Raw genomic sequence first — 18,388 nt, forward strand, 5'->3', positions numbered from 1 at the left:
AGAGATTTTAAAAATAAAATATACGTGTCATGATGATCGCTCAATTATCAATCACGATATCATTTTAAACACATTATTAAATTTATTCTTTATTTCAGTTATTGCAACAAGATTTCACCGAGAAAAGACGGAATGCAATGAAAACAGATCGTAAACCTTTTCGTGATTATTCAGCAGAATCTGCCTTATTTATTAGCCGGGCTATAGTTTCTTTTCTAGTTATTCTGATTCTTTATGGAGTATTAATCTTTAATTTGCATAATCTTCAAATAATACACTTCGAAGACTATAGAACACGTTCCAATGAAAATCGTATTAAATTGGTACCAATAGCACCTAATCGCGGAATTATTTATGACCGTAACGGCATCCCCCTTACCTGTAATCGTACTATTTATCAGCTTGAAGTTATGCCTAATAAAGTTAATGACCTTAAATTTGATCTTGATAGATTGCGACAAATTGTTGATCTTACTGATGATGATTTGTGTAATTTCCGAAAAGAACTTAGACGATCAAGTAATTTTACCTCAATTATACTTAAACCTGCATTAAACGAAGTTCAAATTGCTCGCTTTGCTGTTAATCAGTTTCGCTTCCCCGGTTTTGCAATAAAAGGATATCAACATCGTTTTTATCCTTACGGTTCTGCACTTACTCACGTTATAGGCTACGTCTCCAAAATAAATCGCAAAGACCTAGAATATTTAAATAAGCACGGTAAGCTTACTAATTATGCGGCAACTAGTGATATTGGTAAACTAGGTATAGAGCGCTATTATGAAGACCTGCTGCATGGCACAACAGGCTATGAAGAGGTTGAAGTAAATAACCGTGGACAGGTTATCCGACAACTTAATGAACAACCACCGCAGTCCGGTCAAGATATTTATTTAACATTAGATGTGGATCTACAGCGTTATCTAAAACGATTACTGACTGGCAGCAGAGCTGCATTGATAGTAAGCGATCCTCGTACTGGTGATATTATGGCGATGATTGCTAACCCCAGCTATGATCCTAATCTATTTGTTAATGGCATTTCTAGAAAGGAATATAAGCGTCTCTTGAGCGATCCAAACCGTCCTTTGATTAACCGTGTAACCCAAGGACTCTATCCACCGGCATCTACAGTAAAACCTTATATCGCCGTTTCGGCCCTAAGTGCTGGAGTAATAACTAAGAATTACAGTTTATTTGATCCAGGATGGTGGCAATTGCTTGGCTCTGAAAAACGCTTTCATGATTGGAAAAAATGGGGGCACGGTCGTCTAAATGTCACTAAAGCTCTAGAAGAATCTGCGGATACTTTCTTCTATCAAATTTCTTATAAGATGGGTATAGACCGCCTTTCTGATTGGTTAAGCAAATTTGGCTATGGTCATTATACAGGCATAGATATATCAGAAGAAAGTTCAGGATTGATGCCAACACGCGCATGGAAAAAGAAACGTTATAAAAAACCATGGTATCAAGGTGACACCATACCAGTTGGTATTGGTCAGGGTTATTGGACAGCTACACCAATTCAAATGTCTAAAGCCTTAAATACGCTCATAAACGATGGAAATATAAAAGTCCCTCACTTACTATATAGCACGCGCATAAATGGGCATGTTGTATTGTATAAACAGCAAGAAGTATTACAAATTGGAGATACGCATTCTGGATATTGGGAAATAGCAAAAGATGGAATGTATGGTGTTGCCAATCGTATTAACGGAACAGCACATCAGTATTTCGCTAATGCCCCATATAAGATTGCAGCTAAATCAGGTACCGCACAGGTCTTCAGTTATGAAAGTTATGACGCGCATAAATTAGCCGAACATTTGCGTGACCATAAATTAATGACAGCATTCGCTCCTTACGATAATCCTCAGGTTTCTGTTGCTCTCATCCTAGAGAATGGTGGAGCTGGACCCGAAGCAGGCACTCTTGTACGGCAAATTCTAGACCACATAATACTAGGTGATAATAAAACCATACCTATGAATAGCATTGAATATCCTCAAGACGGCTAAATATATTTATGAGGTATCATATTATTAGTAACATAGAAAACAATAAAAAGCAACGTTCTATATGGGTAAAAATGAATATTGATAAGACTTTTGTACTATGTATTTTATCTATTCTAACCTATGGTACTTTGGTAATGTGGAGCGCTAGCGGGCAAGACATTGATATAATAGAACGAAGAATTTATCAGATATTTATAGGGCTGTGCGTTATGATTGCTATGGCGCAGATACCGCCACGGTTATATGAAATTTGGGCATTATATTTATATATATTATGTATCTTACTGCTTATTTTGGTAGATGCATATGGACAAATAAGCAAAGGAGCGCAGCGCTGGCTAGATTTGGGTTTCTTGCGTTTTCAACCATCAGAAATTGCTAAAATTGCTGTACCTTTGGTTGTCGCTCGTTTTATAAACCGTGACGTTTGCCCTCCTTCGATCAAAAATACTTGTATTGCATTAACTCTAATATTAATGCCGACGCTACTGGTTGCTATCCAGCCAGACCTGGGCACTTCTATTCTAATTGCTGCCTCTGGCCTATTTATTCTATTCCTTGCAGGCCTAAGCTGGCGTTTAATTTTAGCGACGATAATATCAGTTGCAGCCTTTATTCCAATCTTTTGGGTCTTCTTAATGCGCGACTATCAACAAGATCGTGTTATGATGTTACTAAATCCTGAAAGAGATCCGCTTGGTGCTGGATACCATATTATTCAATCTAAAATTGCTATTGGTTCCGGTGGTTTTAGCGGTAAGGGGTGGCTGCATGGCACTCAGTCACAGTTAGAATTCTTACCAGAACGACATACAGACTTTATTTTTGCGGTAATAGCTGAAGAACTAGGGCTAATTGGTGTTTTGATTCTACTGGCACTTTATCTACTAACTATTATCAGAGGACTAATGATTGCAGTTAAAGCTCAAACGACCTTTGGGCGGGTTATAGTAGGTGATTTAATGTTGATTCTATTTGTTTATATTTTTGTAAATATAGGTATGGTGAGTGGTATTTTACCAGTAGTTGGCGTACCTCTGCCATTAATCAGCTATGGTGGATCAGCCTTAATAGTATTAATGGCAGGGTTTGGTATAGTCATGTCTATTCATGCACACAGAAAAATATTATCTAAAAATCTATAACTATAGTAATACAAATAGCTATGGATTATCAAATAATTACTACTTTACTAATTTAGTTGTCATGGAAGTGCTAAAAATATATTATTTATTTTATCTGCTAAAAATTATTTTATAGATTTTTGAAATCACCTAGAATAATAGATTCTAAGGCAATATCGATCATATCGTTAAAAGTAGTCTGACGCTCTTGAGCAGAAAGATGCTCTTTAGTTATTAAATGATCAGAAACAGTGCATATAGTCAAAGATTTTGCACCGAACTCAGCAGCTACTCCATATAATCCAGCCGCTTCCATATCTACACCGAGAATACCATATTTATTCATTATATCTAACATCAATGGATCTGGGTTATAAAACAGATCTGTAGAGAAGAGATTACCTACTCGCGCTTTAATCCCCTTAGCCTTAGAGGCATAAAATGCATAACGAACCATATCGAAGTCTGCAATAGCAGCATAGTCATGTCCTTTGAAACGCAAACGATTCACTTTTGAGTCAGTGCATGCGCCCATGCCAATAACTACATCACGCAACTGCACGTCCATACTGATAGCGCCACATGAACCAACACGAATAATTTGCTTAACGCCGAAATCCGTAATGAGCTCTTTTGCATATATAGAGCAAGAAGGGATACCCATACCGTGACCCATAACAGAAATCTCACGATTTTTATATTTACCTGTAAAGGCTAACATAGAACGCACGTTATTTACCTGACGAATATCTTTCATAAAAACTTCAGCAATATGTTTTGCACGCAGCGGATCCCCTGGCATAACAACAACATCTGCAAAACAACCTATTTCAGCATTAATGTGTGGCGTAGCCATGAATTATTATCCTTTTAGCATATAAATATCTTGCAATATTATATAGTCATAAAATATCGTATTAATAATGTCAAGAGTAGTTGATTACATAGAATTTTTAAAGGGTCTAAATTATATAAAATTTGATTACTGTTAATAGGTTTATCTATAGTTTATAACTATATAAAATCAACACCACTTTAGGAAGTGGTATTAAGCGCGGGTATTTTTGTTAAAAACTAAAACATAGATCTACCATACTTCATTGGGGATAAACAAAAGTAATTTGCCACTGTTTGGCCAATATCAGCAAAAGTTGTACGATGACCCAATGAACCTGGTTTTATTTTATGACCATAAATTAATACAGGAATATGCTCACGGGTATGGTCCGAACCTATCCAAGTAGGATCGCAACCATGATCAGCAGTAAAGATAATTACATCATCATCTCTAGCTAATGTTAGTATTTCAGGAATACGGCGATCAAACAGCTCCAGTGCAACAGCATAACCGGCCACATCGCGTCGGTGACCATATGAAGAGTCAAAATCTACAAAGTTGGTAAATACAATAGTATTGTTACCTGCTTTTTCCATTTCGAGCAAAGTTGAATCAAATAGCTCATCAATACCAGTTGCTTTTACTTCTTTAGTAATTCCTACCCTTGCGTAGATATCAGCAATTTTACCTATAGAAACAACTTCACCGTCTTTCTCGTCAACCAGTTTTTTAAGTATAGTTGGGGCTGGTGGCTTTACAGATAAATCATGCCTATTACCAGTGCGTCTGAATTTATTTGGTTTTTCTCCTACAAATGGTCGCGCAATAACCCGCCCAATATTATAACCTCCTTGAGTCAGCTCTTCACGTGCAATTTCACACAATTCATACAAACGCTCTAAACCAAAAGTATCTTCATGGCAAGCAATCTGGAATACTGAGTCTGCCGAGGTGTACAAAATAGGTTTTCCAGTTTCCATGTGTTGTTTGCCGAACTGTTCTAAAATTATAGTACCTGAAGAATGGCAATTCCCTAAAAAACCCGGCAAACTACCGCGTTTCACTATAATATCGAGCAGTTCATCCGGAAAGCTGTTCTCATGCTTATTGAAATAACCCCAATCGAACAATACTGGAACACCCGCTATTTCCCAGTGACCAGATGGTGTATCTTTACCAGAAGAAATTGAGCTAGCATAAGCATAAGCAGCTATTATTTCGGCATCTTTATCTAATCCCGGTGGAAAAAGTCCACTTGATTCTTCAGCCGCTTTACCCAATCCTAATCTGCTCATATTAGGCAATGTTAATACTCCATTGCGACCAATATCAGCTTCACCCCTTTCACAGGCATCAGCGATATGACCTAAAGTATTAGAACCTGCGTCACCAAAGCGTTCAGCATCTTGACTAGCACCAATGCCTAATGAATCTAATACGATAATAACGAGACGTTTCACATGACTCTCCTGAACCTAGCGTTGTAGGTAGAAACAAATAAATACCCTCACTGATTTTTTATAGCCTAATATATTTATTTATTTTCATTATACTATAAAAAAAAATTTTTTTGATAACAAAATAAGAAGATGGTGTATCATTTATAAACAAAATTATTATAGATCATTTGCTATGATTATTGAAAGCATATTAACTAAGCATTAGGTTATTTAGTCATACACGGATTAAAAATATAGCAATCTCTGACTATTATTGGGAAAGGTTTATCATAAAAATATATGTTATTAATTGATAGGATAATAATACCGAGGATAACTATATTTGCTTGAGAAAATAAAAGAAACTTTTATTGAAGTATGGCTCCTTTTGTTAGAGCGCTAAAACAAAAGTCATAGATATAGCTATTATTTAATATATATAGACTATTATTATGCAATAACTTGAAACTGATAGGTAATTCAAGAGATCATACTACTTAATCTATATCTTTTCAAAGATCAATACTACATGCAATGATTATATAATTTTTTGTTGTCCTACTCTATGATCATTAATTATTAGTCGTTAAATATGTTATGCAGAAGTTTTCAGACGTTTTTAATATTATGAAATTCATCTTATACATATTACTTCATATATATTTAGCAATTATCAATAGGTCTAAATACACTCTATTTCTTACAGACTATCATTGAACAATGAACAGCTATAGGCTGAGTATTACAAAGAGAGATGAGTCTGATAATGGTCAGATAAGAGCATTTTTCCTATCTCAGAATGATATTATAATAATTTTCTGTAGAAATATATGGACCTGAGATATTCATATCATTAAATCAATAATAAGAGCATTATGATACTAGAATGACTTACTTTTAACGACAAATGCTTTGCAGAAAAATGTAATAACTTTAAAGGTATAATAAATCTTATGGAATGGATCGCAGATCCGACTATTTGGGCAGGGCTTGCAACACTCGTTATTCTTGAGATTGTCCTGGGTATTGATAATCTGGTATTTATCGCTATTTTAGCAGATAAATTACCATATCAGCAACGGGATCAAGCTCGCATTGTTGGTCTTTTGCTGGCATTAGTTATGCGACTAATTTTACTAGCTTCTATATCTTGGCTAGAAAACCTAACAAGTCCAATACTAGTTCTTAGTAAGCACTCTTTTAGTGCTCGTGACTTAATTATGCTTACTAGTGGCTGGTTTTTATTATTTAAGGCAACTGTTGAGCTTAATCACCAGCTAGAAGGAAAGGATCATAAAACGCATAATCAGCGGAAGGGTGCAAAGTTCTGGCCTGTCGTAATACAAATAGTTGTTTTAGATGCTGTATTCTCTCTTGATTCGGTTATTACTGCTGTAGGTCTGGTTGATCATCTTATAGTTATGATGGCCGCTGTATGTATCGCTATTAGCTTAATGCTATTTGCTAGCAAGCCATTAACTAAATTTGTTAATTCCCACCTGACTATTATTATTCTTTGTCTTAGTTTCTTATTGATGATTGGTTTTAACTTAGTAGCTGAAGGATTTCATTATCTAATTCCAAAAGGATATCTTTACGCCGCCATCGGTTTCTCAGTAATCATAGAGATCTTAAATCATCTCTCACAATATAACCGGCGTCGTTTCCTTTCATCCTCCCGATCACTACGTGAGCGTACAGCTGAGGCTGTATTGCGACTGCTTAGCGGTAAGCATGAGGAAGCACAACTAGATGCCAATACCTCAAACTTAATTTCAGATAGTGATGGTGAAGCAGACCTCTTTATTCCCCAAGAACGCATGATGATTGAACGCGTTTTAGGGATGGCCCAGCGCACAGTAAGTAGTATAATGACTTCTCGACATGATGTTGAGCAACTAGACCTTGAAGATCCTAAAATAAAATTAGACACACAATTACAGAAAAATATGCACACACGCATCGTTATTACTGATAATAAAGCTACGGATGAACCTCTTGGTATTATTCATGTAATTGATCTACTGAAGCAACAACTACAGGAAAAAGATTTTAATCTTAGATCATTAGTTAAACAACCTCTAATATTCCCAGAAGGAGTCTCTTTACTTATGGCTCTTGAACAGTTCCGTAAAGCTAAAACCCATTTTGCATTCGTCGTAGATGAATTCGGATCTGTCGAGGGCGTTGTAACATTAACAGACGTAATGGAAACCATTGCAGGAAATCTTCCTGTAGCTGATGAAGATATTGATGCACGGCACGACATTCAACAAAACGAAGACAAAACATGGACAGCCAATGGTTATATGCCGCTAGAGGATCTAGTGATTTATATACCCTTACAAATAGATGATAAGCGTGAATACTCTACTTTGGCTGGTTTGCTTATGGAATACTTGCAGCGCATTCCCAATGTAGGTGAACAAGTGACAATAGGGAATTATATTTTTGAACCAATAGAAATTGTTAGTCATAGAATTTTAAAAATAAAAATCATTCCCCTAAAAATAGCGGTAATATAATTCTTAATATTATGAAGTCTTAATAATTTATAAGAAGAAAGAATATCTAAGATTAGTTTATTATAAATATATAAAATGGCCATAAAAATACGGTAATTAATTATAGAAATGCAAAAAGAACATCCAGCAAAATTAAGTTTAAGATCTATAGTTGAGTCATATAAAATATTTAGAACAAAAAATTATTAGATAATCACTTTAAAAATTTATTAGTATTTTTAAACTCTCATGCTCAACTTTAGAATATAGACAAATATTAGTATATTGTATAACCCTAGATAAATAGCTGATCACTTATAAATATACACCAGTATATAAACATTAAGGATCTTAGCTGTATCTATTGCGAGCTTGCCGCAGCGCACTAATACTAGCTTGAAAGGGTGGAAAAGGTAATTTTAGATGATGCTTGTGGAATCCAGAAAGAATCATTTGATGAATTTCATGCCTTAGTGGCATACGGTGCGCCATCTCGGCAGCGTAAATGCGTAATTCAAAAATCTGGATCCCTTGCTGTATATCAACTAGATAAGCTTCTGGTGCTGGTATTTCAAGTACCAGCAAACATTTCGAGGCAGCTTCTAGCAAAATTTTAGTTACTTCCTGGCTATCAGCAGTAGTTTCAGCTGGTATAGTCAAAACAACACGAGTAACAGAATCGCTTAAAGACCAGTTAATAAATTGCTCAGTTATAAACGCCTTGTTTGGAACTATTATCTCTTTGCGATCCCAATCTGAAATTGTCGTGGCACGAGTATTTATCTTGGTAACAGATCCGGTAAGATCGTGGATCGTTACAGTATCGCCAATACGGATTGGTTTTTCAAATAAGATAATAAGGCCCGAAACAAAGTTAGCGACGATCTCTTGCAAGCCGAATCCTAAACCTAGAGTAAGAGCAGCGACGAGCCATTGTAATTTAGCCCACTCAATGCCTAACATCGAAAAAGCAATTAAACCACCAAATAGCAACAACATATATTTTGTAATACTAGTAATAGCATATCCAGTACCAGGAGTTAAATCGAGATGTTGCAGCAAACCCAGTTCTAATAATGCAGGCATATTTTTAACCAACTGTACCGTAACAATCATCACTAATATAGAAATCAGGACTGCACCTAATGTAATAGGGTGTATGCTGCCTACACCTTTATTTGAATAAGTAACATCCCATAAGCAAATATTTTCAAGAAAGGCAAAAGCAGAATGTAGTTCAGACCATAACCAAATAAGTGAAACTAAGCCCACCATAGTTAACATTGATCGTACTAAAAGCAGTGATTGAGCACTAATGGCATCAAGATCTACTACAGGCTCCTCAAGATCTTGACTACCCTCAATACTATGCGGAATGGAATCGTCTTCATTCTTGTTTCTTTTCTCAAGACGTTCAGCGCGACGTTGTTTAGCGCGTTCAAAAGCAATGCGACGTCTCTGAATCAACATCCAACGGCGAATTATATAGTAGATAATCATAAGCATGAACCAGATAGCAACTGAGCTCTCTAAGCGAGCTAAGAGAACTTTAGCAGTATTTAAATATCCAAACAAAGAAGCAAAAGATGCAACCAATGGTGCGGAAATTAAAATCCACCATAAGAGATGGTTGGTAAAATTTTCTCCATTGCCATGCTTATTCAAATAAAGAGGAATCCTTGCCCGCTTTAGACTAGTAGTTACCAGACTGAGAGCTATGCATAGAGCGATAAAACAGAAACGTCCTAAAGAGGATACAAAAAAACGATCGTCTATATCATCGAATGTTACAAGTGCCATGACTAAAGGAACGATCAGCCAAATAGACATTCTATAGCATCTCATTGCTCGGTTTACATAATATTCTGACCACCTGAAATGAACAATAAAAAGACCATTTGGATGAGCAAACGCAGCACTAATCATAAATGCTAACAATACTGGAAGTGTAGCCATTAAACCATCACCAATTGCTATAGCTATTGGATATGGCCACGCATTTTGAAAACCATGGCCTAAAACTGCCCACAGGACTAGAAATGGCATTTCTACCAAGATCGAACAAAAAACAGTGCGTAGTGTCAGTGAAATATGATCTTGTGTTACCTTACCGACTTTGGTACTAACACGTTGCATGAATGATTGATAATAACGACGGGAATAATAACTAAAACCAACTAGCAGTATTGCTCCAAACAATAGTAATAGCATTACTTTGGATGTAATTATCATTCGACAAGATTTACTTAATTGGGAGAGTGTATCTAGAGATAATAAGCGGTTCAAATTCTCAATTATATCTAGTGGAGTTACCAGGTTAATGGGATCTACATCAGCCGTCCAGAATAGATGACGATGTATAACATCCTTGAGTTCTGTAAGAGCATCAAAAAGCTGCGTATTGGCAACTTTGAGTTTATTAAGTTCCAGAATTTGTGAATCACATCCAGAGATCAAAGAATTTAGTAATTCTTTTTGGGTAGTCAGCTGGGACTTGAGCAATCTTTTCTGTTCAACCGTTAATGACCTGCCATCATTCTGCTTATATTCGGATGCTGTCTGAATTTTATTAAGAAAATTTTTAAAATGTAATCGCTGTATCCGTAATTTTGCCATTTCATGATCAAGCTGCTGCGGTTTTGGTGTATCTGGCAGTCGGGCTACCTGTGACCGCAAAGTTTCTCCCAGCACCGTTGAGCTACCCAGCCATTGAGACTGCTCTCGTATCGTGCTAAGCATTTGAAATACCTGAATATTATTTGTCTCGGCTACACGCTGCTGGCCAGAGATATCATCCATGCTAACTGCCTGTTGATTCAAGGCTTGTGAAAGCGTTTGGTTAATTTTGAGCTGTTCAAGTATAGATCGAGGGAGATCACCAATTTCTTGCACCATTTTCTTAGTACGTGCCATAGCCTGCTTTGCTTCGTGTAGACGCTGAGAATTTAGGGTGTTACGAAGATCTTTTAACTTTATCTCGAGCCATTCATGACGCTTGCGTAATACATCAACCCGCAAACGCGTTAATTCTTGGCGGTTATCGGCTGAAAGCTGCTCAAGATCCAATTCATTTATCAATGTTTTACATGCAAGCACTTCAGCCTGTAATTGAGTACATTGCGCTTCTGTCAAAGGTGTATTGGTAGTGTTCAGAGTCTTTAAGTGACGTTCCGCTTCTATTAATTTTTTTTTAAAAATAGCTTGTTTGTGCGGAATTTGATTGAGTGAGTCGCTAATTTCACGCGAAATATCTAGCTCTTGCTGTAATTGACGAGAAACTGAAAGAAGTTGGCTACTGATCTGTAAAATTTGTTGTTCAGATACACTATCTGGAATGGTAGATGATAATAGTTTAAATGTGCTTTCGTCTCGCCACTGTTTTCGCAGTTCACGAGTAAGCTTAGGGAAATCACTGATAGTTTTTTGATACTTTTGAATACGCTGAGCTGAATCTTGAGTTTGATTCATCCAGTTCAAGGAACTCCGGAGTAATTCTATAATTTCAGATTGATTAGGTAAGTTTTTATTATCTTCCGTTTCTTTTAATTCTTGGATAATCTGCTTTTCATTCAGCTTAGAATTGGAGCAGACAGGAAAGAATAATATAATCAGCCCAGTTATCAATAACTTGGTAATTAGACTCATAGCTTTCCTTTTCTTTTATTAAACGTTTTTATCATTCACCCTTTGTAAGAGTATATTGAAAGATAGCAAAATACTAAGAATCCATTAGATTACTACTACAGCATTTTATTTGGTCCGACATCTTTGAAATTAGAATTTTAGCTCTAACTTTTGGTTTTTATGTTATTCATACAGAATTTACTGGTGTAATTGTTGATTGATGTGCAAAAGCTCCACCCATAAGAATTTTACATCCGCTGACCAGTGTAGGAGTAAATTCAATGCGATTTGTAGCAAACAAATTAATAACTGTTGACCCTAACTTAAAGCGGGCCATATCTTCACCTTTTTTAAGAATAACAGCACGTTCTCCTGTTTTTGGATAAGTCCAGCGCTTAATAATACCTTCGCGGGTAATGTTAATAGTGCCTGCCCATAAAGTTTCGATACTACCGACGATAGTAGCACCAACCAAAATCTGTGCTATTGGGCCAAAATTGGTATCAAAAATACAAATTAAACGCTCGTTGCGGGCAAAAATATTAGATACACTGCCCAGCATAAGATGGTTAAGTGAAAACAGATCACCAGGTACATATATCATTTCGCGAAGCACGCCATTACATGGCATATGAATACGATGGTAGTCACCTGGAGATAGATAAATAGTAGCAAAATTTCCATTGATAAATTCTTTAGCTAACATATAGTTACCTGCTAAAAGAGCCTCAAGAGAATAATGATAACCTTTAGCTTGTAAAATTTTATCTTGTTCTATTGTACCTAACTGGCTAATAGTGCCATCAGCAGGTAATACTAAACCATTGGGATGATCAGCAATTGGACGCATACCATTACGGAGTGGACGCATGAAAAATTCATTAAATGTTTTATAGTGCTCAGGATTTGGGTACAGCACTTCTTTCATGTTTATTTTGTAATACCTGATAAAAGATTTTATTAATACATGTGTTAACCATCCAGCTTCTTGATCCGCTAACCAGCCAATAAGACAGGTCATAACTTGTTTAGGAAATAAGTATTGAAGTTTAATTTTAATGCTATCGAGCACGTTAGCCTCTTCTAATAAGTTAGTATTATAATCTATGATTAATTATATAGCCGCTGAATTCTCTCAAAAATATTCTGCTCACTATATCTAAGAATTTATAAGTAATAATAATTCATACCCTATGAGGAATATAGTAAAATACGTTGATGTTTCAACTATCTTCAAAATTAATTCAATTAATTATAACACTAGACATAATGTTTTACACCTTATTTTTAAGGCTATAAACTGTGTCCTCAAGCAAAACTATAAAGTTTACTGTAAGTGCAATAATCTTTGAAACAGCTAAATTAAAGAAATTATTTATAGATAATTGTGATCTTTTATATACGCCTGATTTCTCTTATAAAAATTTTTTATAACTATATACATAAACAATCAGCATAACCAATAATCATAATGTCTTATCTCATGATATGAGATTTTAATGATTGATTAATATCATATAAACACCAGATGTACTTATTATAAATAATACAAGATCTTCATAAGATATTTTTCTCAAAAAATGTTACAATAGATTAATTCCTCAAGAAATATTTATTACACAATTATAAATTTCTTATGTTAATCTATTTAAAGATGATATGTTTATCAGTAATTATATTTAATCTGATATTTTCTAACAAATTATATGCGTATTTAATACTCATGAAGTATCATTAAAGTTATTTTTATGCCCCTTATACGCATTCCTAATGCAGTTTATATAATCCTAGATATCATAAAAACACTAACGTCGTTTTCATATTTTTATCAGCAAAATATTAGAAGCACAATGTGATAGAATCAGAAAATTACTGAGTTTTAAAATGTCTGAATTTCATGTATATATTTTTGGGAATAACTGTCAGTGCAGTTATGATAGATAGAGTTATTGGCATAATCTTAAATAGATTCTTACATTTTGAGTAATGTTTATCAAACATTACTCAAACTATTTATTATAAAGAGTATCATCAAAATAGATATCAAAAAAATTATTTAATATTTAATTTTAGATCAATAATTAGCTAATATTAGAATCTAAAAAGATCTTTTCCCTCAAGATAGTATAATAAATTAGTAATCCATTGATATTTTTGAAAAAAATTAAATACTAGAAAATATAGAACATGATATTTAATAGAACCATATATACACACGTAATAACATCTTATATTATAAGATAAATCTTGAGAATATCATTTAAAAAATTAATGACACAATAGAAAATAGATATTTTACTTAACAGAGTATTGTGAAATAGATACTGCTTTGGTCTGAAAAATATAAATAACATACTTAAACTATAATATTATGGCATTCAACACCGCGTATTAGTATTATCTATATTTGCTTCTAAGTACCTTAATAGAAGGGACTACAGACTATGACTAGTCTTAAAGAGATTATTGAGATATCAATTCATGGAGCGCAATTAAAAAATTTAAAAGCAATACTATTGACTGATTAAGAGAAAAATTCTGATAAATATTTCTATAAAAAGATAAAATAAATGAGTAAAACTTAATATATTGATCAATATAGAATAATTAATAAATGCTAAAATATTATACTTAGGGATGGATAATATTATTCAAATGCTATAATGTAGAATTACTGCTTAGCCATAGTATAATTAATACTCGTTACCAATAACCCTACTACGATAACTATCCCAGTCGAAATTTACCCACAGACTATTGCCTAAACTCATCCGATCCATTACTCGTTCACCTAGTAAAATGTTCATGTTTTGCATATTTAAATTGGATAGCATACCAGTAGGACGTTTTGAAGAAGAACGACGGTCAACAATTTGGTTGATAATAACTTTTTCATAGCGTGATTCGATTTGCATACCAATTTCATCAATTACTAGTAAATCCACTACACTAAATTCTTGCAATAAAGACTCTTCTGTAGAATGACTATTACCGCTAAAGGTTCCTTTCATGCTTGACATTAAATCCGCTACTGTAACTACAAGTACCGATTTGTTACATAAAATTAAATCATTACCAATAGCAACTGCCAAATGATTTTTTCCTGTGCCAGGTTTGCCAGAAAAAACAAAGCTGGCGATACTACCATCAAACTCCCCAGCATATTGGCGGGCACGTTCTAAAGCTATTTTTTGTCCTTCACATTCTACGCGATAATTATCAAATGAGCAGTTCATATGCAATGGACGAATACCAGAAGATTTAAAAACACGCTGCATTTTCATAGCTTTATTTTCGCGTGAAATAGCTTCTGCGCTTTTACGACCTTCTTCTTCTTGCCAAATACGCCACTCTTCGGCATTGGTAAACGTCGGTGTAATATGAACAGGTATCATTTTTCTTAATTTTTGCATGATATTCATGCTACTAGCCTCTTTCATAGTCAACCCCTAAAATTTTAGCTTATCATATTATTTTATATATTTTTAATATAAAAACTTACTGCTCGATCATTATTCATAGTTTTATCCATTACCTTATAATGGTGTAATAAATAATATGTCTAATGTTACTCCTTGACATACAGAGAATTAATATTATTCCGCATATAAAGAAGTTAAAATAGCGCTCATCTTATTTATTTTAGTTAATCGAAGTATAAGGCCACATATCAGTTGCTATACATATAGCATACTTGTATCTGCAAATAAAAAGCTATATAGTAGTTCTATAATAAGGATGAAAAAATTTTTTATAATAAAAGTTAATGTTTTATCAAGCACTATCCTAAATTACATATGAACTAGCCTAAATATATACTCCATGAAAAATTTAATAGTTAGCTATTAGGATTAACAAAAAATATTTAACATAAATATTTACTAAAATTAAATTTAGATGACAAGATATAAACAAAGAAAAATTTTTTGATATCGCATATATGATTTTTTTAATGATCACGCTATGCATGGATGATGATCACAACTAGTTAGAGGAGGTGTATTAATAGATGTATAGTCAAAATACTTCATATATTAGGTTAATATTAGCTTATTAGCTTATTAGCTTATTAGCTTATTAGCTTATTAGCTTATTAGCTTATTAGCTTATTAAGATAGATGATGTATTCTACAATAACTTTTAATAGTATATCAAATACAATAATTATCCTCGATAACTAAATTTTCAAGAGTATTGCATATCACTGCTTAATAGAATGATTTTTAACTAAAAGGTAGGTTAGGTTTGAAAATTTATTCTTGTACTATAAGAAATTATAAACTAACGAAAAAAATGGTTCATACTATATCAGTTTTTACTGAGAGCATATATTTCTAATATCTGGCTTATATGAAATTATATTACTTGTTTCAATAGTGATTTCTTAATAAAAATCAGGAACCACATTTTGAAAATACCAGAACTATTGAATTAGTTATAAGACAACCATTGATATTATCCATTCTTAATAATTTTGTTATACTTTAGATCTTTTATGATAGAAGCCATATATTATTTTACTGAACTTGTTCTCTTCAATATCTTTTGAATACTAATGTGATGAATCTCCATAACTAAACATTTCTATCTCAAGAAATACATGCAAATACAGATAATCTGATTGATATTTCTATCACTATTAATTCATACTAAAATTACTTTTGTAAAAAAATAATTTTATATCTTTTACGTAGCAGGTTTTACTAAATCATGGTATGACTTTATTCTTTTATTCTTACCGTCTAAATAATAGTAGGAACCAATAGAGTTCAAGCCTTTTAATAAAATACTACTATCTTTTTGTTTTTAATGGCTAAAATACCTTAGAATCCTGGTTCTGTCAATCAATAAAAGGGTTTTACACAAACATCTTGTATTGATTTATAATTAACGCTCTCTGGATCTTGTCCAGAGTCAGAATTCATCCTAATAGAGTAATTATTTTATATAAAAAATATATATTTTCTTTGTTATTAAATAGAAAGGTACAAGACATTCTTAATGAATAATAGTAGTCATAGTAGTCATAATGTTATTAGATTGGATGAAATCAAAAAGATGCATATTCGCTTCATAAGAATCTATATACATAATATACATATAATAATAGATGCCTATTAGCAATAGGTATAGAGAATTTATACTTAGTATAAATATTAAAGAATAATTTAAAAGCAGCACGAAATAATAAATTATATTTTAATTAAACCTAGATGCCTCTTGGATGTATTATAACAAGAATAATAGAAGAATTATAAAATTGAGGTTGATATAAAAGCTTAGGGTTTCAGATATCCCAAATATGCAATCTATTAGTATTGATGTAATAGCAAATAGGCGAGTAATAAAAATTTATACAAGTCTTTATTGCGTAGACGAGAACAATTTTATGAGTAAAATAGAGAAGGTATATACAGTTTTTTGAATTTAGATAAATTTTATAATATAAATAATTAAAAGTGCAAACTATAGAAAATATGATAATAACTTAAATCTGATATAAAATGTTAATAAAACTAATATGCAGGACTGACGTATATTTTTGCATCAATCCTATAAGTAAATATATAATAAGTCATGAAAAGTAGTAACTAATTTTTAATCAAGTTAAATGTATCAACACATTAGATCTTATTAAAGATTAAAATCTCTGCTTTTTACTTAAACTCATAATAAACAAGGCAGTTGCAAATAAGACTACTGAAGGACCCGCAGGCGGGTTGCACAAGGCAGAAAATATCAGCCCTCCGCTAACTGCTATAATACCGATAATAACAGAAATAAATGCCATTTGCTCAGGTGTATCAGAAAAGCGTCGGGCGGTAGCCGCAGGGATAATTAGTAAAGATGTTATAATTAACGCCCCAACAAATTTCATAGCCAATCCGATAGTCAAAGCCGTAACTAGCATTAATATAATTCTAATGCGTTCAATATTAACACCATCTACATGCGCAAGCTCTGAGTTAATGGTTACTAAAATCAATGGGCGCCATTGCCAAAATAATATTCCAAGAACAATAATAACCCCAATGGCGATAATTAAGATATCTTCATAAGTAACCGCAAGTAGATCACCAAATAGATAGGACATCAGATCTATACGCACGTTAGACATCAATGAAACTACAACTAGACCTAATGATAATGTACTATGTGCCATAATGCCTAATAGCGTATCCACGCTAAGTGTTCGGCTGCTTTCTAGCCATACTAAGCCAATAGCCAGCAATATCGTTACTATTATTACAGCAATAAAAGGATTCATATTCAATAGTATGCCAAATGCTACACCAAGCAATGAAGCGTGTGCTAACATATCTCCGAAATAAGACATGCGACGCCATACTATAAAAGATCCTAAAGGTCCTGCAGTCAATGCTAGTAATGATCCTGCAATCCAACTAGGAAGAAGTAACTCAATCATTACTGCTTGCCCCCCAAAATAAAATACTATTTAAGCATGATGTTCAATATAGGTAATAATGGCATTATAATTATCGGATAAATTTATAGCGAATAAAATTCTTTACTTGAAGAGTGAATATGTTGTCTAAGAAATGCACCTTTTTCATCTATTTTATTACATATTAATCAGAAAATTATGCAAGATTAAAAGATAGATGCAGTTTCAATCCTAAACAATTTAACAAAATGATACAATATAAATACTATTGTTGGACCTTGTGATCGCTATATTTTCTGATAATCTAGAAATTATATAACAAAGATTATGCTAGCAAAGACACTGGTTTCCCTATGAAGAGCGTTTGATTTGCTGATTATAGTACTTTTAAGAAATAAAAAACTTACAGCAGTAGAGGTTTATATTTAA

9 protein-coding genes are annotated in these 18,388 nt (G+C 33.4%); 3 read left to right on the forward strand and 6 right to left on the reverse strand.

The genetic code is table 11. From position 1 onward, the window contains the following. The first annotated feature begins 137 nt into the window (after positions 1-137). Together mrdA and mrdB are read left to right on the forward strand one after the other, a co-directional pair. Positions 138-2,024: a peptidoglycan DD-transpeptidase MrdA gene (gene mrdA / locus KTT71_RS02205; protein ID WP_216782235.1), complete on the forward strand. Its 1,887-nt coding sequence runs from the start codon at positions 138-140 to the stop codon at positions 2,022-2,024. Positions 2,025-2,095: 71 nt separating this feature from the next. After that, complete coding sequence (gene mrdB / locus KTT71_RS02210; RefSeq protein ID WP_420885570.1) at positions 2,096-3,169, forward strand: peptidoglycan glycosyltransferase MrdB; 1,074 nt, start codon at positions 2,096-2,098, stop codon at positions 3,167-3,169. 109 nt (positions 3,170-3,278) lie between these two features. Here the strand turns inward: mrdB and deoD are convergent, their stop codons facing one another. Both deoD and deoB read right to left on the reverse strand, forming a co-directional pair. Continuing rightward, entirely contained in the window at positions 3,279-4,004 is a 726-nt protein-coding gene (deoD, locus tag KTT71_RS02215) for a purine-nucleoside phosphorylase (RefSeq protein WP_216782236.1), read from the reverse strand. Between the two features lie 218 nt (positions 4,005-4,222). Beyond that, positions 4,223-5,446, reverse strand: a complete 1,224-nt coding sequence (deoB, locus tag KTT71_RS02220) for a phosphopentomutase (RefSeq protein WP_216782237.1) — start codon at positions 5,444-5,446, stop codon at positions 4,223-4,225. 932 nt (positions 5,447-6,378) lie between these two features. On the opposite strand from deoB, the gene KTT71_RS02225 reads away from it, so the two are divergent. Next, complete coding sequence (locus KTT71_RS02225; RefSeq protein WP_216782238.1) at positions 6,379-7,950, forward strand: TerC family protein; 1,572 nt, start codon at positions 6,379-6,381, stop codon at positions 7,948-7,950. 330 nt (positions 7,951-8,280) lie between these two features. Here KTT71_RS02225 and mscM read toward each other — a convergent pair whose 3' ends face one another. The 4 genes from mscM to znuB all read right to left on the reverse strand — a co-directional run bounded on the left by mscM (position 8,281) and on the right by znuB (position 17,980). Continuing rightward, a complete protein-coding gene (gene mscM, locus KTT71_RS02230; protein ID WP_216782239.1) occupies positions 8,281-11,574 on the reverse strand; it encodes a miniconductance mechanosensitive channel MscM in 3,294 nt (1,097 codons plus the stop codon). A 166-nt stretch (positions 11,575-11,740) separates the two neighbouring features. Then, positions 11,741-12,625, reverse strand: coding sequence for an archaetidylserine decarboxylase (asd, locus tag KTT71_RS02235; RefSeq protein ID WP_216782240.1), 885 nt, complete (start codon positions 12,623-12,625; stop codon positions 11,741-11,743). Positions 12,626-14,246: 1,621 nt separating this feature from the next. Next, entirely contained in the window at positions 14,247-14,975 is a 729-nt protein-coding gene (dnaC, locus tag KTT71_RS02240; RefSeq protein WP_420885571.1) for a replicative helicase loader DnaC, read from the reverse strand. 2,219 nt (positions 14,976-17,194) lie between these two features. Beyond that, a complete protein-coding gene (gene znuB, locus KTT71_RS02245) occupies positions 17,195-17,980 on the reverse strand; it encodes a zinc ABC transporter permease subunit ZnuB (protein WP_216782242.1) in 786 nt (261 codons plus the stop codon). Between the last annotated feature and the right edge of the window lie 408 nt (positions 17,981-18,388).

The sequence above is a fragment of the Candidatus Profftia tarda genome, from assembly GCF_904848675.1.
In the GTDB taxonomy this organism is placed as follows: Bacteria; Pseudomonadota; Gammaproteobacteria; order Enterobacterales; family Enterobacteriaceae; genus Profftia; species Profftia tarda.